The following is a 25167-nucleotide window of genomic DNA, read 5'->3' as shown; positions in this document are numbered from 1 at the left end:
CTGTAGGCTTCGTTCAAATTAGCCGCCCGCCCACCTTAGGATTATTCGCGTGCTCGCGCACGCTCACCCCTTCGGGGCCCGTGGCGCTGCGCGCCCCGGTTCTCGCGAGCGGTGCTCGCTCGTCGAACCGAGGGGGTCGAATCAAATCCTCTCCCCCAGCCAGCATCCATAAAAAAAGCCCGCCGATTGGCGGGCTTTTGATGCTGGCTGGGGGAGAGGGATTCGAACCCCCGTTGACGGAGTCAGAGTCCGTAGTCCTACCACTAGACGATCCCCCAGCAAACTGGGCTGACCGCTCGCCGGGCAGGCGGCGAACGGTCGGCAATCGACGCTAGCGCTTGGAGTACTGCGGCGATTTACGAGCTTTGTGCAGGCCGATCTTCTTGCGCTCGACCTTACGCGCGTCGCGGGTCATGTAGCCAGCGGCACGCAGCGGTGCGCGCATCATTTCATCGTACTGAACCAGCGCACGGGACAGGCCATGACGAATCGCGCCGGCCTGGCCGTTGGGGCCGCCACCGGCGACGGTCACGTTGATGTCGAACCGATCGCTCGAATCGGTCGCTTCCAGCGCCTGGCGCACGATCATGCGCGAAGTCGGACGGCCGAAGTATTCGTCCAGCGACTTCTTGTTGACCGTGATCTGGCCACTGCCCGGCTTGATGAAAACGCGGGCGGTCGCGGTCTTGCGACGGCCGGTACCGTAGGCTTGTTCGGTTGCCATTGACTAAATCTCCAGCGTCTGCGGCTGCTGTGCGGTATGCGGATGCTCGGCGCCCGGATAGACGCGCAGCTTGCGGGCCATCTGACGGCCCAGCGGGTTCTTCGGCAGCATGCCCTTGACGGCGTGCTCGATGACACGTTCCGGATGTGCGGCGAGCTGATCCTCGAGCGTGATCGACTTCAGGTTGCCGACATAACCGGTAAACCGGTAGTAGATCTTTTGCTGCGGCTTCTTGCCGGTGACCTTAATCTTGGACGCGTTCACGATCACGATATGATCGCCCACGTCCATATGCGGGGTGTATTCCGGCTTGTGCTTGCCGCGAAGGCGCATGGCGACTTCCGAAGCCAGACGACCGAGCGTCTTGCCGTCGGCATCGACGACATACCAGTCACCGGGAACTTCGTCTTTCTTTGCAGAAAACGTCTTCATTGCACTGTATCCTGAACCAACGCGATTAGGCAGCCGGGCGGCTGCGAAAGCGCGCAATTCTATCGGGGGTACACGGGTTTTGCAACGCCCGTCTCGCGCCTATTTGCAGGGAGCTCAGGGGCGCGCTGCCAGTATGGTGTCGAGATCGCTGCGCTGGCTGCGCGGCCGGCGTTTCGGATAACCATACCACAGCAGGCCCACGCAGTATTCGCGCCCGGGATCAATATCCAGAATCCGCGCCAGATCGGGATGGCGCGTGGCCTCGCCGCTGATCCACTTGCTGCCCAGCCCCGCGCTATGCAGGTATAGCGACATGTTCTGGATCGCGCAGGCACAGGCGGCATAGTCTTCGCGCGCCGTGTCCGGATCGTCGTCGATCACGCAGGTAATCGCGAGCCAGCCCGGCACCGCCTGCCAACGCTCGCGCTTGGCGGCGGCGACTTCATCGCCCTTGCGCTCGGCCACCAGCCGGGTATTGAGATCGACGATCGCACTCTGGGTTGTCGGCCCGAGCGTATAGAAACGCCAGGGCTGGGTCAGATGGTGGTTGGGCGCCCAGCGCGCGAGTTCCACCGCTTCGCGAATAATCGCGGGGTCCGGAATGTCGTCGGTGAACTGATCCACGGTACGCCGCCCGCGAATGAAGTCGGCTGCATCCGCGGGGGTTATGGGGCTGGCCTTGAGAATACTGCGATCGGTCATGTGCGATGCGTCGTAGGCGAAGCGATGCCTGCCACTCTAACCGGCCAGTTTTTCATTCGCAGTGGCAACGCGCAGAAGAATCAGGTTGGACAGTTCTTCGTGCATCGCGGTCAGCAGTTCGCGCTGCTCCTGCTCGGCAGCAAGGCGTTCGGTGTTGTCGAAGCTGTAGCTGCGGCTGACCGACAGCTTTTCGTTTTGCAGCTGGCTGGCGTCGTTGACCGTGTAATCGAATACGACCGTTGTGGTGAGTTCGTATTCGGCCACCTGACCATCGACGGGGCTGACCGAGATGATGCGCTGGCGGTTTTCGATGCCGCGAATCGCAAGCCTGGCCGGCGCGCCGCTGTCGCCCAGCACATGGCGTTCGCGCAGCCGCTGACGCAGCGTTTCCACCAGCGGCGGATCGCCGACCTGATAATCGTCGCTGTAGCTGACGTACATGCGATCGACGCCCTCTGGAAGCGGCGAGGCGCCCATCATATGAAAGCCGCAGCCGGCCAGCAGCAGTGTGAAGATGCTGGCCACGACCAGGCCGCCGAGGCGGCGGCGAATACGCGAACGTGCCGTGGCGCGTCGACCGGACAAACCAGAAGATATCGATTTCATGAGGCGATCTATACCACGAGATTGACGAGTTTGCCCGGCACGACGATCGTCTTCTTGATCGGCGCCCCGTCGATGAAGCGGACCACGTTGGCTTCGGCCTGGGCGATTTCGGCCACGGTATCGCGGTCGGCGTCGGCCGGCACGTCGATCTTGGCGCGTACCTTGCCGTTGACCTGAACCACCAGCGTGAGCGTGTCGCGGGTGAGCGCGGATTCGTCCGCCTGCGGCCAAGCGACATCCAGCAGCAGATCGTCGTGGCCCAGCTCGCGCCAGAGGGCATCGCAGACGTGCGGGATGATGGGCGCGAGCATCTTGACCACTGCTTCCAGGGCTTCCTGGCGCACGGCCTGGGCATCGCCCTTGCCGCCGTCGAGCTTGCCCAGTGCGTTGCACAACTCCATGACGGCCGCGATCGCAGTGTTGAAGGTGGTCCGCCGGCCGATATCGTCGCCGACCTTGGCGATGGTTTCATGCAGCTTGCGCCGCAGCTCGCCGGCCTCGCCGTCCGCGCTCGTGGCCGGGGCCACAATGCCCGCTTCGACATGATCGGCCACCAGACGCCAGAGCCGTTTGATGAAACGATTGGCGCCTTCCACGCCCGCATCCGACCATTCCAGCGACTGGTCCGGCGGCGCGGCAAACATGGAGAACAGGCGCACCGTATCCGCGCCATAGGTTTCGATAAGCGCCTGCGGGTCGACCGTATTGCCCTTGGACTTGGACATCTTTGCCCCGTCCTTGAGCACCATGCCCTGGGTAAGCAGTCGCTTGAAGGGTTCGCCCGCGTCGGTGAGGCCTTCGTCGCGCATTACCTTCTGGAAGAAGCGCGCATAGAGCAGATGCAGGATCGCGTGCTCGATACCGCCGATGTATTGATCCACCGGCAGCCAGTAGTTGGCCCGATCGTCGAGCATGGAATCGGCATCCGGGCAGGCAAAACGCGCGAAATACCAGGACGACTCCATAAAGGTGTCGAAGGTATCGGTTTCGCGCCGGGCGGCCTTGCCGCACTGCGGGCAATCCACGTTCACGAACTCGGGCATGTCCGGCAACGGCGAGCCCGCGCCCTCGGGGGTGACATCCTCGGGCAGCACCACCGGTAGATCCTGTTCCGGCACCGGCACCGCGCCGCAATCGTCGCAGTGGATGATCGGAATCGGCGCGCCCCAGTAGCGCTGACGGCTCAAACCCCAGTCACGCAGGCGGTACTGGGTCTTGCGCCGGGCGATGCCGCGGGCCTCCAGCCGATCGGCGATATCGTTGAAGGCGGTGTCGAAGTCCTTGCCATCGTCTTCGCCGGAATTGATGAGCGGGCCTTTTTCGGCGCTTGCCCCCGCGCTCACATCCGGCGCACTGCCGTCGGCGCTGGCCACCACGGGCACGATCGGCAGATCGTAGGCGGTGGCGAACTCCCAGTCGCGCTGATCGTGGGCAGGCACGCTCATGACCGCACCGGTGCCATAGCCCATCAGCACGAAATTGGCGGCAAAGATCGGCATGCGCTCGCCGGTGAGCGGATGCGTCGCTTCGCTGGGCAGGCGATAGCCTTTCTTCTCGCGCGTTTCCAGGCTCGCCTCGGCTGTGCCGGCCTTGCGGCAGTCTTCACAGAAGGCGGCCAGTTCGGCGTCGTGCTCGGCGGCGGCCGCGACCAGCGGGTGATCGGCGGCGACGGCCATATAGGTCGCGCCGTGCAGCGTGTCCGGGCGTGTGGTGTAGACGGTCAGCGGCTCGTCATGGCCGACGACTTCGAAATCGATTTCCAGGCCGGTGGAGCGCCCGATCCAGTTTGCCTGCATGGTCTTGACCGCTTCCGGCCAGCCGTCCAGCGCGTCGAGATCGTCCAGCAGTTCGTCGGCGTAGTCGGTGATCCGCGCGAACCACTGCGGAATGGCACGCTGCTCGACGATCGCGCCCGAGCGCCAGCCGCGGCCATCGACCACCTGTTCATTGGCGAGCACGGTCTGGTCGACCGGATCCCAGTTGACGACCGATTCCTTGCGATAAACCAGCCCCTTTTCGAACAGCTTGGTGAACAGCCACTGCTCCCAGCGGTAGTAGCTGGGATCACAGGTGGCGATTTCGCGGGACCAGTCGTAGGCAAAACCCAGCTGGGCGAGCTGCTCTCGCATCGCCGCGATGTTTTCGCGTGTCCACTTCGCCGGCGGCACGCCGTTCTTGATCGCCGCGTTCTCTGCCGGCAGGCCGAAGGCGTCCCAGCCCATGGGCTGGAGCACGTTCTTGCCGCACATGCGCTGATAACGCGAGATGACATCGCCGATGGTGTAGTTGCGCACATGCCCCATATGCAGCTTGCCGCTGGGGTAAGGGAACATCGACAGGCAATAGAACTTCTCGCGCTCGTCGCGCTTGACTTCAAAGGCGCGCGCGTCGCGCCAGCGGGCCTGTACATCGGTTTCGATGGCATCGAAACGGTAGGTGGAATCCATCGGCGGCTATCGATCGAAAAGCAAAAAACGGCCGCCTAGTGTACTCGATACGTTCGCGCTGCTTCATCGCCACCCGCGCTTGAAAGCGCCGCAACGCTACTCGCGGCCATGCCGCGTCACCGGCCAACAAAATCACGGTAAGGCGGTTAATACGGCGTACGAACGGCTGGCAGCCCGTGGAATTGCATTCCATTGCACTCAATCTAAATGCGAATCATTTGTATTCGTTATCTGGATGATTATGCTCTCCCGGCATTTCACGGGGGACACCATGCACAGACTTTTGATCGTGCCAGCCTTGCTGGGCACCACCTACGCGGCGCAGGCCGAACAGAAGCCGGCCAGCGAAACGGACACGGCAAAACAGGAATACAGAACGCGGGCGGATGCCAAGGCGGCAGATAAAGACAGTCTGACCGACGCCCTGTCCATGCCGGCGCTCAACGAGATCCTGGTCGCGGCCGACCCGCTGGATGCCCAGGTGCAAACACTACCGGCCGACTACATTCGTGGTTCGGCCCGCTCCGACATGGCCGAGGCGCTGTCGGTTATTCCTTCCGTGCGGGTGGCAGAAGGGGCGAGTTCAAGCCGTCAGCAGGGCGACATCAAGCCTGCCGAGTTCTCGATTCGGGGCGCCTCGCCCTATCAGAACCGTTTCGTGCTGGACGGCGCGGCAGCGGACAACCTCATCGATCCTGCCCAGAGCCAGCGCGCCGATAACTACGCGCGCGTAGCCGGCCATTCCCAGGGCCAGTTCATCGATACCCGCTTTCTGCAGAACATCGAAGTCAGCGATACCAACATATCCGCACGCGAAGGCGGCTTTACCGGCGGCGTGGTCAAGGCCGAAACCCGTGCCTATGGGGGGAGAAACGAAGCGCATGTGTCGTATCGGGGCACCAGCGACAGCCTCACCCAACTACATATCGACAAAAGCCAGGAACGCGAGTTCGAAAGCGCCGCCGCGCAAATGCCAAACGGCGTGCCCGGCGAATTCCAGCCCGATTTCCGCAAGAGCGAATTCACCCTCGACGGGGCGACGCGCGTGGGCGATATCGGCGTCTTTGCCGGCTATAGCGAAAAGCGCTCGACCATCAGCCAAAAGCAGCTGCTCACGATGGACCTGGATAATTTTCTGGAAACCGGCCAGCTATACACGCCCAGCCAGAGCCGCGAACTGGACAGCAAATCACGCTACGGGATCCTGCGCCTGGATCTGCTTGACCGCGACTATGAGCTCGATGCGTCGCTGTCTTATACGAACTTCGATGAAGACAGCTTCCTGATCAACTATCTCGATTCCGATTTCGTCGGCGGCCACGAGGGCATCAATCTGAGCGTCAATTACGCAAACCACATCGGCGCTACGCGTGTCGACGCCAACGTCAACGCGGGGCTCACCACCGATGAGCACCAATACGACAGCCATACGCTGACCAACTTCAAGAGCACGTCGCTATTCGACGGCAGCATCATCGGCGGCCTGGGCGACCTCGAGAACCGTCAACGCAAGCTGGGCGGTTCCGTTACGTTCACCACGCCGATCAGCGCTATCTGGACGACCGATTACGGGGCAGAAATAGCCTATCTCGACTACGAACAGCATCGGGGCCAGGATTTCGTGGCCGAAGACTATCGCCTCGATTACAGCCAGACGCCGCTGCCCGACCCGATCGGCCCTGGCTCCTATGCGCCGTCGGACCAGTACCTGAGCCGCGTGGCGACCTATCGCGCCGGCGATATCGCGTTTTCCAACACCAATGGCGCCGTGTTCGGCGAGATCGCGGCCGACGGCCACCGGTTTTTCGGTAGCGCCGGGCTACGGGTCGAACGCGACGGCCTGCTGGAAAACACCAACGCCGCGCCGCGCCTGAAGGCCGGTGTCTATCTCGACAACAGCCGGAACATGCGCCTGATCGCCGGCGCCAATCGGTATTACGGCAAGTCGTTTCTTGCCTACAAGCTGCGGGCCGAGGAACGCCGGCTGGTCGAGGTACGCGAGCGCGACAACCCGGACGATCCGCTCACCACGGTCGAGGATCGAAGCGAATACGACTACCGCGATCTCGACACGCCGTATGACGACGAATACTCGATCGGCATCGCCGGCACGCTCTGGCACGGCGATATCGGCCTGACCTATGTCCGCCGCCAGGGCAAGGACCAGATCCGCACGAACTACGATGGCGGTAGCGAGTTGTACAACTACGACAACTCCGGAAGCAGCAGCACGGATCAGGTCGACCTCTATTGGCGCTCGCAGCCGTTTGCCTGGATCGGTGCCGATTGGGGCGTCAATCTCGGCGTGTCGTGGATGGACAAGAAAACCGATGCCCGCTACGGCGACGATGAGAAGGGCTATAACGGCACGGCCGCCGACGAGGATGTGATTTTCGAAGGCCGTCGGGTGCGTCGCTCGGAGCTGCCGGCACGCGATTTCGCCACGCCGGTCAGCGCCCAGGTCGACATCATCACTTCGGCTTTCAATGATCGCCTGCAGGTGCGCAACGCGCTGAGCTATACCGACGGGTACCGCTATCTGCTTCGTGACGGCACGGACCTGGCCACGGGCCTGCAGCGCTACGACATCGAAAAACAGGACAACACCCTGCGCTGGGATCTCAGCACGCGGCTGCGGTTTTTGCCGGGCGATCACTCGCCCTATATCGGGGTTGACGTGCTCAACGTCACCAACAGCCGCAATGTCGTGCGCAACGAGGCCGGCGTCCAGCTGTTCGGCGTCGGCCGCCAGTACTGGCTGGAAGTCGGCTATGACTTCTGATTCGCCTTCTCGTGCCCATCCGCGCGGCCGCTCAGCGGGCTATGGCCCGACGCTTGGGCGAGCAACGGCGCGGCCTGATCTGTTGTCCGTGGCATGGCGTCGCTACGCCACGGCCGTAGCCGCGCTTCGAATGCCACCCGGCCCGTTGCGCACATGAATCCCGACGGGATCATCGACCGGAACAGTTCGCGGCTGGCACGACGCGAATCGATCGTCTTCGTTGCCATCGTTGCAGCGACGGCTGCGTTCATAGCGCTGGTCTACACGCTCGCGCCTATCATCGAACGCGCGCGGCTCGTCGAGCGTTACCGAGGCCCACAGTCGCAATGGCCGGCGCTTGCAACGCCCGACGGCCTCTATATCGAAGCGCTCGCGCCCTTGCCCGCGCGACCGGATTTTCCGGTCGACAACCCGTTCAGCGAAGCAAAGGCTTCACTGGGCAAACGACTGTTCTTCGACCCGCGCCTGTCCGGTTCGAATCAGATCGCCTGTGCCTCCTGCCACGATCCCAGCCTCGGCTGGGCCGATGGTCGACACAAGGCCGTCGGCCACGATCGTCAACTCGGAGATCTGAATACACCCACGGTACTCAACGCCGGATTCAAGGATCGTCTGTTCTGGGACGGCCGCGCCGCGGATCTGGAAACACAGGTCATCGCCAGCTGGTCGAACCCGATCGAAATGGCCGGCATTCCCGAAGATGCGGCACGCCAGCTGGGCGAAGTGGCGGGTTACGGGCCGCTGTTCACCGATGCCTACGGCGACCCGTCGATCACCGCGGCGCGCATAGCCCGCGCGATCGCGACGTTCATGCGCACACTAAATACGCCGAATACCCGCTTCGATCGTTTCATGCGCGGTGAGCACGCTATCTTCACGGCTGCGGAAATCCGGGGGCTCGATCTGTTTCGTGGCAAGGCGAACTGTATTCGCTGCCATCACGGCGCCCTGCTCTCGGACGGCGATTTTCATCATCTGGGCACATCGGTGCACGGCGTGGGCGATTATCTGGGCCGCTACCGCGAAACCGGCGCGCCGGAGGATGTCGGCGCGTTTGCCACGCCGGGACTGCGCAATATCGGACGCACGGCGCCGTACATGCACAACGGATTCGGCGACGGCATCGATCTCGAATCACTGCTTGCGCTTTACAACATGGGGTGGTGGCAGAACGCGCCGCCGACCGAGAAAGTCAGCGACGTGCCGCTCGCACGACTTTCACCCCTGATCGAACCGCTCGGGCTTAGCCGGGCCGAACTCGACGATCTGGCTGCATTTCTGCGAACGCTGGATGGCAACTCGCTGTATATGCCGCAGCCCGATCTACCGTGACTCGCCGTCCGTCTTGCGACGACGCATGAGCAGTACGCCGCCCAGCAAGGACAGCAGCGTGACCGCGGCACTTGCCCACCACAGCGGCCGATCGCCGATGCGCATATAGGGCGTTTCGCCGCTGCGCGGCTGAACCTGCGATTCGATGGTGGCGATTTCGAACTCGGGCGTGCGTTCTCGTACGCGGCCGTCGTAGTCGATGATCGCCGAAATGCCGGTATTGGCTGCGCGCAGCATGGGTCGGCCCGATTCCAGCGCGCGCATACGCGCGATTTCCAGATGCTGGGATGCGGCCGTGGTGCCGGCAAACCAGGCATCGTTGGTGACGTTCACGAGCATGCCGGCCTCCGGCAGGGCCTTGGCGATTTCATAGCCGAAGGCATCCTCGAAGCAGATCGACAGGCCGAGCTTGACCCCGTCGACTTCGATCAGGGCCTGATCCTCGGCACCGAAACCGAAATCGCTGTAGCGCATGTTCACGCCGTCGAGCAGCGTCTTGACGAACTCGGGTACCGGGAAATATTCGCCGAATGGCACCAGATGGCGCTTGTAATAGCGCCCTTGCCCCGCGCCGAGCGCCAGCACGGCGTTGTAGTAGGGCGCATTGTTGCTTTCATGCACCAGCGTGCCGGCAAGCACGGTCTGGCCACGCCCGCCGGCAAGCGCGGCAATCTCGTCGAAATAGGACGAAATCTGATTGGCCGGCGCCGGAATGGCCACTTCCGGCCAGACCACCAGATCGGCATCGGAGGCCTCGGTCATGGACCGATAGCGTTCGAGGGTAGTGCGAAAGACGTCGCGATCCCATTTGATCGCCTGCGCGAAATTGCCCTGCACGATATCCACGCTCACCGGCTCGCCGCTGGGCCGGGTCCAGGCGGTGGTCGGCGGCGTATACCAAAGCCCGAGCGGGGCCAGCGCGATCAACACCACGGCCAACGCACGTGCCGGAATGGAGCCGGCGAACAACAGCGCCACCGTACCGGCGCTGGCCATCATCAACAGGCCGAGGAAATACACGCCACCTATCGGCGCGAGCGCGGTGACCGGCGCGTCGATCAGCGAGTACCCCAGCGACAGCCAGGGAAAGCCGGTCATCACCCAGCTGCGCACCAGCTCCGCGAACAGCCAGGCGAAGGGCACGACGATCAACGCCCACAGCGTGCGCGGCAGCCCGCCTGTGGCGCCGGCCACCGCGCCGACCAGCATTGGATAGAGCGCCAGATACACGCTCAGCGCGGCCACGAGGCCGATAGCCATGGGCAGCGGCGCGCCGCCGTAGTAGTAGGTGGAAACGAAGGTCCAGTAGATGCCGGTGCCGAAGTGCGCCAGCCCGAACACGAACCCTCGCCAGGCGCCGCGCCCGGCCGATGCCTGCCACCAGAGCGCAATCAGGCCGATCAGCGCGAGCAGCGTCAGCCCGTAGTAACCGAACGGCGCGAAACCGAGCGTGGCCAGGCCGCCGAACAGCGCCGGCAGCAGCACATCGAACGCAGCGACCCGAAGCACGCGCCTTGCCCCCATGCGCTACTCGGAGGCCTCCGGCAGCACGGTCATTTGGAACAGATGAATCCGCCGCGAATCGGCCCGCTGCACGTTGAACTGAAAGCGATCGATAATGGTGGTTTCGCCGCGCTTGGGCATATGCCCGAATTCGTGGACGACCAGCCCGCCGATGGTGTCGAAGTCCTCGTCGGAGAACTCGGTTTCGAAGTATTCGTTGAACTCCTCGACCGGCGTGAGGCTGCGAATGAGAAAACGATTGTGCTCCTGGCGCAGGATATTGGCGCCTTCGGCCTGATCGTATTCGTCGTCGATTTCGCCCACGATCTGCTCGAGCGCGTCCTCGATGGTCACCAGGCCGGCCACGCCGCCGTACTCGTCCACGACCACTGCCATATGATTACGCGAGGCCTTGAACTCCTTGAGCAGCACGTTCACGCGCTTGGACTCCGGCACGTAGACCGCGGGCCGCAGCACCGCACCCAGTTCAAAGGTGTCATTGTCCTCACGCTCTTCGGCCAGCTGGAGCATATCCTTGGCCAGCAGGATACCCACGACCTCGTCGCGGGATTCGCCGATCACCGGAAAGCGTGAGTGGCCCGACTCAATCGCGATGGAGAGGATATCGGCCGCGGCGGCGTCGGATTCGACCACGACCATCTGTGAGCGCGGCACCATGATGTCGCGCACCTGCTGCTCGGAGACCTTGAGCACGCCCTGCATCATCCAGAGCGCGTCGATATCCAGCAGCTCGTTTTCCTGTGCTTCCTTGAGCACCTCGACCAGCTCGTCGCGATCGCGCGGTGGCCCGGCCAGACTCATGCCGATCTGGCGCAGCCAATTGCCGCTACTTCGACTCTGTTCGCTGTCGTCCTCGTCGCTCATCGTATGCGGCCGCAGCCGCGCCCTCCTATCAAGCCTGTCTGGCCCGGCCCTACGGCCTGCGGTAGTCGTTCAGACGCCAAGCACGCGGTATGGATCGTCGTGGCCCAGCTCGGCCATCACGTCGCGCTCGATCGCCTCCATGGTTTCGGCTTCATCGTCGCCGATATGGTCATAGCCGAGCAAGTGCAAAACGCCGTGCACCACCATATGCGACAGATGTGCGTCGTCGCTCTTGCCCTGCTCTTTCGCTTCGCGCTCGATGACCGGCATGCAGATCACCAGATCGCCCAACACCGTCAGCCCCGGCAGTTCGGCGCCGGCAGGAAACGACAGCACGTTGGTGGCATACGGCTTGTCGCGATAATCGCCGTTGAGCTCTGCGGATTCGGTCTCACCGACAAGACGAACGGCCAGCTCATACGCGACATCGTCGCTGCACGACGCCCCGCGCAGCGCAGCCGCGGCGGCGCGCTCGAGCATGTCGGTATCGGGCGCGTGAATGCCCGGCGCGCAGTCCAGCGCGAGTTCGATATCCATGCGGTGGCCGGCTAGCTGTGCTCGCCCGCTTCGCTTTCGCGATCGTAGGCCTGCACGATGCGCTGGACCAGCGGGTGGCGCACCACGTCGCGCGCCGAGAATTTGGTCACGCTGATGCCCTCGATATCGGACAGAAGCCGCACCGCGTGACGCAGGCCCGACTTCTTGGCCACCGGCAGATCCACCTGGGTCATGTCGCCGGTAACCACGGCGGTCGAGCCGAAGCCGATACGGGTCAGAAACATCTTCATCTGTTCGATGGTGGTGTTCTGGGCCTCGTCGAGAATGATGAACGCTTCGTTGAGCGTGCGCCCGCGCATATAGGCCAGCGGCGCGATCTCGATGACGTTGCGCTCGATCAGCCGCCCCACCCGATCGAAACCGAGCATTTCATAGAGGGCATCGTAGAGCGGGCGCAGATAGGGGTCGATCTTCTGGGCGAGGTCGCCGGGCAGAAAACCCAGCCGCTCGCCGGCTTCCACGGCCGGGCGCACCAGCAGCAGGCGACGCACGCGCTCGGATTCCAGCGCGTCGACGGCGGCGGCCACGGCAAGATAGGTCTTGCCGGTACCGGCCGGGCCGATGCCGAAGTTGAGATCATTGTCGGCCAGATTGGCCAGATAGCGGCGCTGGCTCGGCCCGCGCCCGCGCACCAGCCCCAGGCGGGTCTTGATGACCACGTCGCGAGGTTCGGACGCGCCGCCCTGGCTGTCGCCGCGCAGTTCGCGCTCGGCCGTGCGGGCCACGATATGCACCCGATCCGGACCGATTTCGCCGGCCGCGGTCGCGCTGTAAAGCTCGTTGAGGGCATCGATGGCGGCCGTGGCCGCCCCTTCACTGCCCTCCACCTGAAACAGATGGCCACGGTTATGCACCTGCACATCCAGCGTTCGCTCGATCAGGCGCAGGTGCTGATCCTGCGGGCCGCACAGATATGCCAGCCGGGTCGTATCCGGCGGGTCCAGTTCCAGAGTCTTGCGGATGGATTCGTTCAAGATGATTCGTCGGGTTGGCAGCGGGGCCGATCAGCCGGCCGCGGCCGCGAGATCGGGCATGGGCACGTGCTCCTCGCGGGTCACGACGCGGCCACGCAGCGAGTTGTCCAGCGCTTCGGTGATTTCGACTTCCAGGAAATGCCCGGCCATGCGCGGGTGGCCGTCGAAGTTGACCCAGCGATTGGAGTCGGTACGCCCGGCCATCTGGCCGCCGCCACGTTTGGACTCGCGTTCCACGAGTACGCGCTGGGTGGTACCGATCATGTCCTGCATGTACTGGCGATTGAACTCGGCGATACGGGCCTGCAGGCGCGCCAGGCGTTCCTTCTTGACCTCGCGCGGGGTGTCGTCGGTCATGTCCGCCGCCGGCGTGCCCGGGCGCTTGCTGTAGACGAAGGAAAACGCCGCATCGAAGCGCATGTCCTCGACCAGCTGCATGGTGGCCTCGAACTCGGCCTCACCCTCGCCGGGATGCCCGACGATGATATCGGTGGACAGGCTGATATCCGGACGCACCGCGCGCAGCTTGGCGATGCGCTCACGGAAATGATCGGCCGTATAGCCGCGCTTCATGTCAGCCAGCACCGCATCCGAACCCGACTGAACGGGCAGATGCAGATAGTTGGCGAGCTTCGGCACGCGGGCATAGGCCTCGATCAGCGCATCCGAGAATTCCAGCGGGTGGCTGGTGGTATAGCGAATACGTTCGATGCCTTCGATTTCGGCCACGAACTCCACCAGCATCGCCAGATCGCAGATCGAGCCGTCTTCCATCGGCCCGCGATAGCCGTTGACGTTCTGGCCCAGCAGCGTGATTTCCTTCACACCCTGCTCGGCCAGTTCGGCGACTTCCAGAATCACGTCGTCGAAGGGCCGCGAGATCTCTTCGCCCCGCGTGTAGGGCACCACACAGAAGCTGCAGTATTTCGAGCAGCCTTCCATGATGGACACGAACGCCGTCGCGCCCTCGGCCTTGGCCGGCGGCATGTGATCGAACTTGTCGATTTCGGGAAAGGCGATATCGACGATGCCGGCGCCGTTGTCCTGGACCGCATCCAGCATTTCCGGCAGCCGGTGCAGCGTCTGCGGCCCGAACACCATGTCCACGAACGGCGCGCGCTCGCGGATGGCATGGCCTTCCTGAGAGGCCACACAGCCGCCCACGCCGATCACGATATCGGGGCGCTCGGCCTTGAGTTCGCGCCAGCGCCCGAGCTGCGAAAACACCTTCTCCGCCGCCTTTTCACGGATCGAACAGGTGTTGAGCAGGATGATATCGGCTTCTTCCGGCGTGTTGACCCGCTCGGCGTTGCGCTGCTTGCGCAGCACCTCGACCATCTTGGCCGAGTCGTATTCGTTCATCTGGCAGCCCCAGGTCTGAACGAAGACCTTGGGTTGAGTCGCGCTGGTCATGACCCGTCCGGCCCGTTTTCGGGCGAGTTCAAGCAAGCGCCGTAGTGTAAACGATCGTGCAAGGCGCTTGTCGCCGTGGGGCCGGTATATGCGCCCGGCATCGGCCGATCACGACTGATCCGCTACCCAGGCGCCGCGGCTCGAACGCTCGCGCAGCGCGTCGCGATCGAGAATTTCCACCCGGTGCTGCGACACCTTGATGATCTGCGCACGCTGCAGGCGGGTGAGCACCCGGCTGACCGTTTCCAAGCGCATGGACAGAAAGTTGGCCAGATCGGCCCGCTTCATGTTCAACGGCACGGTGGTGGCCGGCATGCCGCGCAGCGCGCGCCGCCGACTCAAGCCCAGCAGCAGGCTGCTGATACGGCCTTCGCTGTCCTTGCGGCCCAGGGTGAGCATCATGCGCCCGTCTTCGGAAAGCACCTGACTCATCAGGCGCGTCAGGCGCTGGCGCAGGCTCGGCAGCTCGTCCACCAGCGCATCGAGCTGATCGACCGGGATCCGACAGAAATGGCTCGTTTCAAGCGCGACCGCGCTGCAATGGTGTTTCTGATCAGCAAAACCGTCGAAGCCGAGAATATCGCCCGGGTAGTAGAAACCCAGAATCTGTTCGAAGCCTTCCTCGTCGATGCGCACGGTCTTGGCAGAGCCGTCGCGCACGGCATAGATATGGGTCAGACCATCGCCCTGCGCGAACAGCTCGGTATCGGCTGCTACCGGCGCGCCGGAATCCACCAGGCGTTCCAGCTTTTCCAGATCATGCGTTTCAAGATGATCGGGCAAACACAGATAGCGCAACGAGCAGTGGCTGCACGTTTCGCTTAGCTGCTGCATTTGCTGGGAGAGTGCCGGCATGTACGGTTGCCCTGAGATTGAGAATAAGAACAAGTGCGTATAGCCGCGTAATATTAGTCAATTAACGCCCGATTTTCAGACTTCTTTAGTCGTGCACGAACGCATTGCGGCGGATCGATTAGTGCGCAATCAAATAAAGAGCAAGCACCGGCGCCTTCATTGACCTAAATCAACACCGCCTCGGCCCAACCCGGCCAACCTGTTCTCCAGACGCTTAAACCATAGAACAGGAGCCCTGCCATGACGTCCTTCCCGCGTGCCGTAATCGCCCCCGCGGCCCTCGCCCTGACCTCGGTATTCGTCGCGGGCGTCGCCCATGCCGAAGCCGGCGACTGGATCGTGCGCGGCGGCGTAACCTACGTCGCACCCAACGATAATACCTCGAGCCGTAATGGCGAACTCGCGCCCGCGCTACAGGGCACGGACGTCGCCGTGAGCTCCGAGCCGCAATTCGGGCTGACGATCGCCTATCTGCTCAGCGACAACCTGGCGGTCGAACTGCTGGGCGCCTCGCCGTTCAAGCACGACCTTACCTTGAGCGGCGGCGCGCTCGACGGCTCCCCGCTGGGCGACATCAAGCACCTGCCGCCCACCCTGAGCATGCAGTACCGCTTCAACAACGAGTCGGCGTTCACGCCCTATGTGGGTCTCGGCCTGAACTACACGTTCTTCTTCTCGGAAGATGTCTCGGACGAGGCACGCGCCCTGGGCATCGAGAAGATCGAGCTCGACGACTCCTTCGGGCCGGCCGCGCAGGTGGGCGTTGACTACGCGCTCAACGACCGCTGGTTGATCAACGCCGACGTGCGCTATCTGCAGATCGAAACCACGGCCGAGGTGCGTACCGCGACCGGCAGCACCCATGTCGATGTGGACGTCGACCCGTGGGTCTATACGCTCGCGCTGGGCTATCGCTTCTAGTTCACCGCGCGATCGTCGGAGCCAGCTTCTGGCTCCCTGTGCCGGGGCGGGCCTCGTGTTCGCCCCGCCGTCGTTCGCGACGGTACCCATCAGGCATTGCTGCACCATGCGTTAACGATCACCCGAAGCCTGACGCTGCGCGCAGATTGCCGAATTCCGGCGCTGCAACCGCTCGACCATCCATCTGCCGGCAAATTTCATGTTGTGTGACCCATCGGCATTTGATCCAGATCAAGCCCTGTGTCCGACACCCGCGTGATACTGCAAGCACACAATAAAGGAGATCGACATGTCACAGACCATTCTCGTACCGCTGGATCTCAATCAGGATGCGGTTTTCGACAGCGTGTTCGAAAACGTCAAACGCGTGGCCGGCAACACCGGCGCGACGGTCATCCTGCTGAGTGTCATACCCCAGATCGATGCTGGCGACTTCCCTTATGTCGGCACCGACTATGTCAGAAAACTCGGTGAGACCGCGCATGCGCAGCTCGAGCGCGTGGGCCGGCAATACCTGGGCGAAGACGGCAACTGGCAGGTAGACGTACGCGTGGGCCCGGTGGCTCGCACGATCGTGCGTCGCGCCGACCATTTCGGCGCCGACCTCATCGTCATGGCCTCCCACAACCCGAAGTTCTGGGACGTTCTGCTGGGCAGTATTGCCAGCCAGGTGGTCAAACATTCGCAGCACTCGGTACTGGTGGTACGCCAGAAACGCGAGCCCCATGCCGCCGACATCCACGACGAAAGCCGCGACCCGCTGGCCGACTGATTTCGGTCCAGTCCGTCCGGATCGTCACCGACCCCTCGCGCGAGTGCCGATATGAAGAACTGCATCCTCGTACCGATCGATCTCGCCCACGAAGCGAATTTCGATCTGATCTTTTCGGCGACCACGACGCTCGCCCGTCGGCACAACGCCGCGCTTCACCTACTGAGCGTCGTGCCGACGGAAATCTCGGTCTGGCCCTATGTGCCGCAGAATTTCGTGGGCGAAGCCCAGAAACTCACCGAGTCCCAGCTTACCGAGCTGGCCCGGCTCGAGTACGCCGACGACATCAGCTGGACCTGCGAGGCGGTTATCGGCCCCATCGCCCAGACCATCGTCCGGCGCGCCATCGATGTGGGCGCCGGATTGATCGCCATCGCTTCGCACGACCCGAAGGTACGCGACCTCGTGCTGGGCGGCACCGCCGATCGGGTGTTGCGGCGTGCACGCGCGAGCGTTCTGGTGCTGCATCACAGCGATTGCTGGGACTGGAGCTGAACGAGCAGCTTGTCAGGAAAACGCCCGGCCTGGCCGGGCGTTGTCTATTCAGGGCTCCTGCACACTGGATTGCCAGCCGCCATCCGGCGCCCGCTCGAACAGCCAGCGCGGATGCTGGCGGTGCCACCCGGCCGCCCAGAATTCCAGCCGCGTGGGTAGCAACCGGTAGCCGACCCAGTGCGCCGGGCGGGGCACATGCTCGAAGTCGTAGCTGTGGCGTTCCTGCTCTCGCCGCTGCCGAAAGGCCTCGGGATCTCCGAACACGGCCTGCTGCTGGGAACTGCGGGCGGTAAGCTGGCTGTCGCGCGAACGCTGTGCCCAGAGCCGGTCCGCGTCTACTGCGTCGAGCGCCTCGACCACGCCTTCCACGGTAATCTGCTGCTGCACGCCGTGCCAGAAAAAACACAGCGCGACATAAGGATGCCACTGCAGCTGCTGGCCCTTGCCGGTATGGGCGTTGACGAAAAACACCAGCGAATCCGTGTCGATCTGCACACTGATCGTACGCACGCTCGGCCTTGCGAAGGCCGGGTCGACCGTCGCCAGGGTCGCGGTCTGCGGATCGGGCTCGCCGCGTTCACGTGCCGCGGCGATCCAGTCGATGAGGCCAAGTACCGGATCGACAATATCGGGCGTGTTCATAAGCCATACCTCGCATCGATAAACAAAGCGACCCTCGTTGCTAAACGGTCGGCGACATCCGCTCCGTTCCGCGCTTTCGCGACGGCACGCGATCGACTGGCCATCACTGAACGACGGCGATCACGACGCAACGCCCGCCGACTTCGCGCCCAGGGCATGGCGCAAGACCCGAGGGTTGGGCACCTCGATCATGCGGCCGCCGCAGAGCACGATCGTGCCGTTCTCGGCGAGCTGTCGCAGCGTCCGGGAAAAGGTCTCTGCGCGAATGGCCAAACGCCCCGCGATCGCGCTCTTGGATGTGGGCAGGCACAGCTGAACCGGCCCGGTCGCCCGCTCCGGAATCAACTCCAGCAGGTAATTGACCACGCGATAGCGGCTATCCTTGAGGGTAAGCGATTCGACCTCGTCGAGCAGGCGTTCGATCCGCGCGGTGAGCTTGTGCATGACCGCCATGCAGGTGCCAAAGCAATGCTGGATCTCGTCGAGATAATCGGCGCGGCTGATCGCCACGACGCGGCTGTTCTCCAGCGCCTGTGCGCTCACCGGATAGCGCGGCGGTTCCATGAACAGTATGCCCTCGCCAAAGCTCTCGCCCGCGCCCACCAGCCCCATGATCTTTTCGTCGCCGTCGATGGACAGCCGATAGAGCTTGACCCGCCCTTCGAGGACGACGAAGAAGCTTTCGGCCATGTCGCCGCGATGAAACAGCGTCTGGCCGGCTGCGAACACATGGGTGCTGGCGCTATGCAGCAGGCGCGCCCGGCGCACCTCGGACATGCCCTCGAGAAAATACTGGGGCGCGAGCGCGGTGCGAATCTCGCGCGCCGCGACGCTGTCGTTAACAGCCATCGCCGCGACCCGCCGTCAGCCGTGTCATGCCGAGCGCCGCCCGAACCCGAGCCACCGAGCAGCCATGTTCCGATACGAAAACTGGATTCATCGCGCGATGATCGCGTGCGCCCGAACCCCATACATTGATCTGGGTCAAGGCAAGGCCCGCGAGGAGTTGTAGGCCGAACTTCTCCGGCCCGTGCCGGCGCCTAGTCGGTGACGTCGGCCGTCTTGCGACCGCGGCGATCGCGAATCGGCGGCGAGATAGGCCGATCCGCTGCAAAGAGCGCCGGTCATGCTGGCCAGCCTGGGCGCTCAGCTTCCGCACGTTGGCGTGGCTCTTTATGAACGCCCCGCCTGAACAAGCGGGCAGTCGCCGAGCGCATCGGACCTGATGGCCGCGAGCGAACCTACGCGCCGCCCGCCGGGCCGCAGTTCGCCGGGGTTTTCAGCGCACCTCGTCCGGCTCGCGGGGCGCCCGGCCGCCCCGTCTCATCCTGCGTTGGGGCGTTATCACGCCGCCGGGCCGATCAGGCCAGCAAAGCTAGAACGGAATATCGTCGTCCAGATCGTCGTCGAAGCCGGGATCGCCGCCGGCCGGCTCGCGCTGCGGCGGCTGATAGGACTGCTGGCCACCGCGACCGCCCTGGCCGCCGCCCTGACCGCCATAGCCGCCGCCCTGTTGGGGCGGACGCTGCTGCTGGCCGCCACCGCCGCCGAACGGGGCACTGCCACCGCCACCGCTGCCGCCTTTCGAGTCGAGCATCTGCATCTCGTTGCCGACAATCTCGGTGGTGTAGACGTCCTGGCCATCCTTGTTCTGGTACTTGCGGGTCTGGATACGCCCTTCGACGTAGATCTTGGAACCCTTGCGCAGGTATTCACCGGCCACTTCGGCCAGACGCGCAAAAAACACCACGCGGTGCCATTCGGTGCGTTCCTGCATCTCGCCGCTGGACTTGTCGCGCCAGGTGTCCGAGGTGGCGAGATTGACGTTGGTCACCGCGGTGCCGCCGGCGGTATAACGCGTTTCCGGGTCGGCGCCGAGATTGCCGATCAGAATCGCCTTGTTAATGCCCCTACTTGCCATTGCAACACTCCATCGATGTTAGGTCGGCTGGCTCGCACCCGTGTGTGCGGAGCGCCGGGAAAATGCGTCGAGATCGACATCGTCTGCCTTCGCGCTGTCGACTTTTATATAGGCCACGCCTTCGTCGAGCGCAACCGCAGCCTCGACCACGCCCGTCTGGGCGAGCAGTTCGGCTTCCAGCGCCCGTGCCTCGGCCGCGTTCGCCACCTGAACGCTGATCATGCGCATCCGCGTGAAGCGCGGCGGTTTCATGGTCACTGCGACAGCGAACCATAGCAGCGCCACGATCGCCGAGAAAATGAAGACACCGGCCGGCCCGTCGATGCCGTAGGCCCAGCCGCCCACGGTACCGCCGATGAAGATGCCGAAGAACTGCGAGCTGGAATAAACGCCCATGGCCGTGCCCTTGGCATCGGCCGGCGCGGCCTTGGAAATCAACGACGGCAGGCTCGCCTCCATGGTATTGAAGGCGGCAAAGAACAGCGTGAGCACCACCACCAGCTCGACCAGACTGTTGTGCCAGGCCAGCAGTGCGACCTGGGTCAGGCCAAGCGTAACCACGGCGCCGACGAAAACGGATTTCATCTTCCGCTTGGCCTCGGCCAGGATGATCATTGGCACCATGATCATCACCGACACGGCCAATACCGGCAGATAGACCATCCACAGTTCGCTTTCACCCACGCCGACCACATCGCGCAGCAGCACGGGCACGGCGATGAAGCTCGCGGTGAGCATGGCGTGCAGCGCGAAGATGCCGAAATCCAGGCGCAGCAGCTGACCATCGGTAAGCACGCGCCGAAACATCGCCGGCACTGCCCCGGTATCCCGGTGCGATTGCAGCACGGCCGGTTCCGGGGTGACGCGATACAGCACGCCAATACCCACCAGCGCCATTAACGCCGTGGTCCAGAAAATGCCGGATACGCCGATCACGGCATTGAGCAGCGGGCCGAGCACCAGGGCCAACGCAAACGACAGGCCGATGGTCATGCCGATCACGGCCATCGTCTTGGTGCGCTGTTCTTCGCGGGTCAGATCCGCGCCCAGGGCAAGAATGACCGAGCCGACCGCGCCTGCGCCCTGCAGAATACGCCCGGCGATCACGCCATAAATACTGCCCGACAGCGCCGCCACGATACTGCCCAGCGCAAAGATCAGCAGGCCGATGCAGATCATGCGCTTGCGCCCGAAGCGATCGGAGAGCATGCCGAAGGGGATCTGCAGCAGGGCCTGGGTGAGGCCGTAGGCGCCCAGGGCCAGCCCCACCGTGAACGGCGTGGAACCGTTCAGATGCTTGGCATAGAACGTGAACACCGGGTAGATCATGAACAGGCCGAGCATGCGCAGGGAGAAGATGCCTGCCAGCGAGAAGGCCGCCCGGGTTTCGAATCTGGTCATGAGCAACTCTTGCCAGGTATGGGTGCGATGCCGGCGGCCGCACGACGCATACGGTGCCTGTGAGCCGTCACCCGCCCTCGGGGCATGGGATCGAGCGGCATTCGCGGGCCGTGCCAACAGGCCGCGCGACACGAATGCACGGCGGCCAGGGCCGTCGATTGGCGGCGCCAATCAGGCCGCGAATTCTACCACAGGGGCCTGTAAAGGCCGGGGCTAACGTTGTTTGGGGCGCCCTTGCGACGCTGCGTATACTTGTGGGCTATTCCTCCCCATCGCGCCCGCTTCATGGACAGTATCCGCATCCGCGGTGCCCGTACGCACAACCTCCAGAACGTCGATCTCGATCTGCCGCGCAACCAGCTGATCGTGATTACCGGCCTGTCCGGCTCGGGCAAGTCGAGCCTCGCCTTCGACACGGTCTATGCCGAAGGCCAGCGTCGCTATGTCGAATCGCTGTCGGCCTATGCGCGCCAGTTCCTGTCGATGATGGAAAAGCCGGATCTCGATTCCATCGAGGGCCTGTCGCCGGCCATTTCCATCGAACAGAAATCGACCTCGCACAATCCGCGTTCGACGGTGGGCACGGTCACCGAGATTCATGATTATCTGCGCCTGCTGTTCGCACGCGCGGGTACGCCCTATTGCCCGGATCACGACGAACCGCTGACCGCCCAGAGCGTGTCGCAGATGGTCGACCAGACGCTGGAAAAAGAGGCCGAGTCGGCCTGGATGCTGCTCGCGCCGGTGATTCGCTCGCGCAAGGGCGAGCATCGCGACGTCTTCGAACAGATGCGGGGCCAGGGCTTCGTGCGTATGCGGGTAGACGGCGAGATCGTCGAAATCGACGAAGTGCCGGAACTCAACCCCAAGGTGAAGCACGATATCGAAGTGGTCGTGGACCGCTTCAAGATCCGCGACGGTATTCAGCAGCGTCTGGCCGAATCCTTCGAGACCGCCCTGCGCCTGTCCGAAGGCATTGCCTGGATCCTGCCCTGGCGCGGCGACGGCGAGCCGGAGGTGTTTTCCTCGCAGTTCGCCTGCCCGGTCTGTGGCTATTCCATTAACGACATGGAACCGCGGCTGTTCTCCTTCAACTCGCCGCATGGCGCCTGCAGCGCCTGCGACGGGCTGGGCTCGCTGGCGGTTTTCGATGTCGACCGCGTAATCACCGACGACTCGCTGAGCCTGGCCGGCGGCGCGGTCCGCGGCTGGGACCGACGCAACCCCTATTTCTTCGGCCTGATTCAGTCGCTGGCCGAGAAATACGGCTTCGACGTGGACACGCCCTGGCGCGAGCTGCCCGAAAAAGCCCGCAAGATCATCCTGCACGGCTCCGGCCGCGAGAAGATCGAGTTCCGCTACGTCAACGCCCGCGGGCGTACCCGTGTACGCAAGCACGCCTTCGAGGGCGTGCTCGACAACATGCAGCGCCGCTATGCAGAAACGGATTCGATGGCGGTACGCGAAGAACTGGCCAAGTATCTGTCCGACAAGGCCTGCCCCAGCTGCGGCGGCGCCCGCCTGAACCAGGCGGCCCGGCATGTCCGCGTGGCCGATCGCACCCTCCCCGAAATCAACGCGGCCAGTATTGCCGGCGCTTACGAGATCGCCGAATCGCTGGATATTCCCGGCCACCGTGCCGAGATCGCCGAGCCGATCCTCAAGGAGATCAAGGCCCGGGTGAAGTTCCTGCTCGACGTGGGCCTGAATTATCTGACCCTGTCGCGCAGCGCGGAAACGCTGTCCGGCGGCGAGGCCCAGCGTATTCGTCTGGCCAGCCAGATCGGCGCGGGGCTGGTGGGCGTGATGTATGTGCTCGACGAGCCCTCCATCGGCCTGCACCAGCGCGACAACCGGCGCCTGCTCAACACGCTCGAACGCCTGCGCGATCTGGGCAATACCGTGATCGTGGTCGAACACGACGAAGACGCGATCCGCGAAGCCGAATACGTGGTCGACATGGGCCTCGGCGCAGGCGACCACGGCGGCCACGTCATCGCCCAGGGCAGCGCCGAACAGATCGCGGCTAACGAACAATCGCTGACCGGCCAGTATCTGTCCGGCCGCCTGACGATCCCCATTCCCGAAAACCGTATCGCCTTCGACAAAGAACGCGTGATCAAGATCAACGGCGCACGCGGCAACAACCTCAAGAACGTCTCGGTCGAGCTGTCCATGGGCCAGCTGACCTGCATCACCGGCGTATCCGGCTCGGGCAAGTCGACGCTGATCAACGAAACCCTGTTCCCGGCCGCCGCGCGCCAGGTCAACCGGGCGGTGGCACGGGCCGCACCCATGACCTCGATCGAGGGCCTGGAGCATCTCGACAAGGTCATCGATATCAGCCAGGCCCCGATCGGGCGTACGCCGCGTTCCAACCCGGCGACCTACACCGGGCTGTTCGGCACTATCCGCGAGCTGTTCGCGAACACCCCGGAAGCCCGGGCACGCGGCTATCAGCCGGGCCGGTTCTCCTTCAACGTGAAGGGCGGACGCTGCGAGGCCTGTCAGGGCGATGGCGTGATCAAGGTGGAGATGCACTTTCTGCCGGATGTCTATGTCACCTGCGATACCTGCAAGGGCGCGCGCTACAACCGTGAAACCCTTCAGGTCCACTACAAGGGCAAGACCATTTCCGACGTGCTGGAAATGCGCGTGGAAGCCGCGCTGGAGTTCTTCGCCCCGGTGCCGAGCCTGAAACGCAAGCTGGAAACGCTCATGGACGTGGGCCTGAGCTATGTGAAGCTCGGCCAGAACGCGACCACGCTGTCCGGCGGCGAGGCCCAGCGCATCAAGCTCGCCCGCGAGCTGTCCAAGCGCGATACAGGGCGCACGCTCTATCTGCTGGACGAGCCCACCACGGGCCTGCACTTCCACGACATCAACCAGTTGCTGAAGGTGCTGTTACGCCTTCGCGATGCCGGTAACGCGGTGATCGTGATCGAGCACAATCTGGACGTGATCAAGTCCGCCGACTGGCTCGTCGATCTGGGCCCGGAGGGCGGCGAAGGCGGCGGCGAGATCATCGCCACCGGCACGCCGGAAGACGTGGCCGCCATCGAAGCCTCCCATACCGGGCGTTTTCTCAAGCCCATGCTGGGCGATAGCGCGCCCGGCACCGGGCACAACACGTCGGGCGACGAGCGTGATCTGGCGCTGCCGCCGAAGAAGGAAAAGAAGACGGCTGCCAAGAAGGCGTCCGGCTCGGCCGAGAAGAAAATCACCGCCAGCCGCAAGAAGCCGCGTTCGAAGACGAGTAGCTGAGGCGGATTACGCTGGGTTAAAGCGGTAGCGGCCTGGCTCTCGGGCGATGGCAGTTGTGTGCCGCCGGCTCTGGATTGGCTTCGTTCTTCGAGGGCAACCACAGATTGCGCCGATTACGCAGATTGGGCGGTCGGCGTCTGTGGCTCTATGAACCACGGGGCGCCATCTGTTGGGCCGGCTCCGTTCTTTCGAAGGCGATCCGCAGATGGGCGGGCAGCTTTTTGGGCGTACTCGCTTGGGTGGCGCAGTCGGGTGACTTGGCTGCGCTCCTTCAAAGGCGATCCGCAGATCTACACAGCTCAACGCAGATTGCGGTTTAGCGCTTGCGTTGGTTCGCGGGTCGGGCGCATTCGCCAGTGGCGGCTTCGCTCTTTGAAAGAATCCGCAAATTACGCAGATTGGCGGGCGGCGGCTGTGGCTTTAAGAACTGCGGGGCGCCGTCTGTTGGGTCGGCTCCGTTCCTTCGGAGGCGATCCGCAGATTCGCGCAGATCAACGCAGATGAGCGGGCAGCTTTTTGGGGCGTACTTGCTTGGGTG

Annotated in this window: 21 protein-coding genes and 1 tRNA gene; 6 read left to right on the top strand and 16 right to left on the bottom strand. The window is 63.7% G+C overall.

Annotated features, from left to right (window positions below; genetic code table 11):
• Positions 1-204: 204 nt before the first annotated feature.
• The 6 genes from CMN27_RS17395 to leuS form a co-directional block, all read right to left on the bottom strand.
• Positions 205-278 (bottom strand) — tRNA-Gln (locus CMN27_RS17395).
• A 53-nt stretch (positions 279-331) separates the two neighbouring features.
• Positions 332-724, bottom strand: a complete 393-nt coding sequence (rpsI, locus tag CMN27_RS17390) for a 30S ribosomal protein S9 (RefSeq protein ID WP_293628550.1) — start codon at positions 722-724, stop codon at positions 332-334.
• A gap of 3 nt (positions 725-727) precedes the next feature.
• Positions 728-1156, bottom strand: a complete 429-nt coding sequence (gene rplM / locus CMN27_RS17385) for a 50S ribosomal protein L13 (protein ID WP_293628549.1) — start codon at positions 1154-1156, stop codon at positions 728-730.
• Between the two features lie 114 nt (positions 1157-1270).
• Positions 1271-1858 carry a nitroreductase gene (locus CMN27_RS17380; RefSeq protein ID WP_293628548.1) on the bottom strand — a complete coding sequence of 196 codons (588 nt, stop codon included), beginning with the start codon at positions 1856-1858 and terminating at the stop codon, positions 1271-1273.
• 36 nt (positions 1859-1894) lie between these two features.
• The gene (gene lptE / locus CMN27_RS17375; protein WP_293628547.1) at positions 1895-2464 is read right to left on the bottom strand and encodes an LPS assembly lipoprotein LptE; all 570 of its coding nucleotides are present in this window, start codon (positions 2462-2464) and stop codon (positions 1895-1897) included.
• Between the two features lie 8 nt (positions 2465-2472).
• Positions 2473-4911 (bottom strand): leucine--tRNA ligase, encoded by a 2439-nt coding sequence (leuS, locus tag CMN27_RS17370; protein WP_293628546.1) that lies wholly within the window; start codon positions 4909-4911, stop codon positions 2473-2475.
• 271 nt (positions 4912-5182) lie between these two features.
• Here leuS and CMN27_RS17365 point away from each other — a divergent pair, with 271 nt between their 5' ends.
• Together CMN27_RS17365 and CMN27_RS17360 are read left to right on the top strand one after the other, a co-directional pair.
• On the top strand, positions 5183-7693 hold the full coding sequence (locus CMN27_RS17365; protein ID WP_293628544.1) for a TonB-dependent receptor plug domain-containing protein: 2511 nt from the start codon (positions 5183-5185) through the stop codon (positions 7691-7693).
• A 153-nt stretch (positions 7694-7846) separates the two neighbouring features.
• Positions 7847-9025, top strand: a complete 1179-nt coding sequence (locus tag CMN27_RS17360) for a cytochrome c peroxidase (protein ID WP_293628543.1) — start codon at positions 7847-7849, stop codon at positions 9023-9025.
• Here CMN27_RS17360 and lnt read toward each other — a convergent pair.
• The 6 genes from lnt to CMN27_RS17330 form a co-directional block, all read right to left on the bottom strand.
• Positions 9017-10549 carry an apolipoprotein N-acyltransferase gene (lnt, locus tag CMN27_RS17355; RefSeq protein WP_293628542.1) on the bottom strand — a complete coding sequence of 511 codons (1533 nt, stop codon included), beginning with the start codon at positions 10547-10549 and terminating at the stop codon, positions 9017-9019. The two genes, CMN27_RS17360 and lnt, sit on opposite strands and share 9 nt — an antisense overlap.
• A gap of 3 nt (positions 10550-10552) precedes the next feature.
• Positions 10553-11413, bottom strand: a complete 861-nt coding sequence (locus tag CMN27_RS17350) for a transporter associated domain-containing protein (protein WP_293628541.1) — start codon at positions 11411-11413, stop codon at positions 10553-10555.
• 69 nt (positions 11414-11482) lie between these two features.
• Positions 11483-11893 carry an rRNA maturation RNase YbeY gene (ybeY, locus tag CMN27_RS17345; protein ID WP_366515487.1) on the bottom strand — a complete coding sequence of 137 codons (411 nt, stop codon included), beginning with the start codon at positions 11891-11893 and terminating at the stop codon, positions 11483-11485.
• A gap of 68 nt (positions 11894-11961) precedes the next feature.
• Positions 11962-12945, bottom strand: a complete 984-nt coding sequence (locus CMN27_RS17340) for a PhoH family protein (protein WP_293628537.1) — start codon at positions 12943-12945, stop codon at positions 11962-11964.
• Positions 12946-12975: 30 nt separating this feature from the next.
• The gene (gene miaB / locus CMN27_RS17335) at positions 12976-14358 is read right to left on the bottom strand and encodes a tRNA (N6-isopentenyl adenosine(37)-C2)-methylthiotransferase MiaB (protein ID WP_293628535.1); all 1383 of its coding nucleotides are present in this window, start codon (positions 14356-14358) and stop codon (positions 12976-12978) included.
• Positions 14359-14466: 108 nt separating this feature from the next.
• Entirely contained in the window at positions 14467-15213 is a 747-nt protein-coding gene (locus CMN27_RS17330; RefSeq protein WP_293628533.1) for a cyclic nucleotide-binding domain-containing protein, read from the bottom strand.
• Positions 15214-15453: 240 nt separating this feature from the next.
• Between CMN27_RS17330 and CMN27_RS17325 the strand changes: the two genes are divergently transcribed.
• From CMN27_RS17325 to CMN27_RS17315, 3 genes are all read left to right on the top strand, one after another.
• Positions 15454-16134, top strand: coding sequence for an OmpW family outer membrane protein (locus CMN27_RS17325; RefSeq protein WP_293628531.1), 681 nt, complete (start codon positions 15454-15456; stop codon positions 16132-16134).
• A gap of 289 nt (positions 16135-16423) precedes the next feature.
• The gene (locus CMN27_RS17320) at positions 16424-16906 is read left to right on the top strand and encodes a universal stress protein (protein WP_293628529.1); all 483 of its coding nucleotides are present in this window, start codon (positions 16424-16426) and stop codon (positions 16904-16906) included.
• A 51-nt stretch (positions 16907-16957) separates the two neighbouring features.
• Positions 16958-17401 (top strand): universal stress protein, encoded by a 444-nt coding sequence (locus CMN27_RS17315; RefSeq protein WP_293628527.1) that lies wholly within the window; start codon positions 16958-16960, stop codon positions 17399-17401.
• Positions 17402-17449: 48 nt separating this feature from the next.
• Here CMN27_RS17315 and CMN27_RS17310 read toward each other — a convergent pair whose 3' ends face one another.
• The 4 genes from CMN27_RS17310 to CMN27_RS17295 form a co-directional block, all read right to left on the bottom strand.
• Positions 17450-18043 (bottom strand): pyridoxal 5'-phosphate synthase, encoded by a 594-nt coding sequence (locus CMN27_RS17310; RefSeq protein ID WP_293628525.1) that lies wholly within the window; start codon positions 18041-18043, stop codon positions 17450-17452.
• A gap of 120 nt (positions 18044-18163) precedes the next feature.
• Positions 18164-18892, bottom strand: a complete 729-nt coding sequence (locus tag CMN27_RS17305) for a Crp/Fnr family transcriptional regulator (RefSeq protein WP_293628523.1) — start codon at positions 18890-18892, stop codon at positions 18164-18166.
• A 526-nt stretch (positions 18893-19418) separates the two neighbouring features.
• Positions 19419-19964: a single-stranded DNA-binding protein gene (gene ssb, locus CMN27_RS17300; RefSeq protein ID WP_293628521.1), complete on the bottom strand. Its 546-nt coding sequence runs from the start codon at positions 19962-19964 to the stop codon at positions 19419-19421.
• An 18-nt stretch (positions 19965-19982) separates the two neighbouring features.
• Positions 19983-21365 (bottom strand): MFS transporter, encoded by a 1383-nt coding sequence (locus CMN27_RS17295; protein ID WP_293628519.1) that lies wholly within the window; start codon positions 21363-21365, stop codon positions 19983-19985.
• Between the two features lie 285 nt (positions 21366-21650).
• Between CMN27_RS17295 and uvrA the strand changes: the two genes are divergently transcribed.
• Positions 21651-24629, top strand: a complete 2979-nt coding sequence (gene uvrA, locus CMN27_RS17290) for an excinuclease ABC subunit UvrA (protein ID WP_293628517.1) — start codon at positions 21651-21653, stop codon at positions 24627-24629.
• Positions 24630-25167 lie beyond the last annotated feature (538 nt).

Origin of the sequence: Salinisphaera sp. (assembly GCF_002729955.1) — a bacterium.
Lineage (GTDB): Bacteria > Pseudomonadota > Gammaproteobacteria > Nevskiales > Salinisphaeraceae > Salinisphaera.
This window is presented reverse-complemented; position numbering and strand designations above follow the sequence as displayed.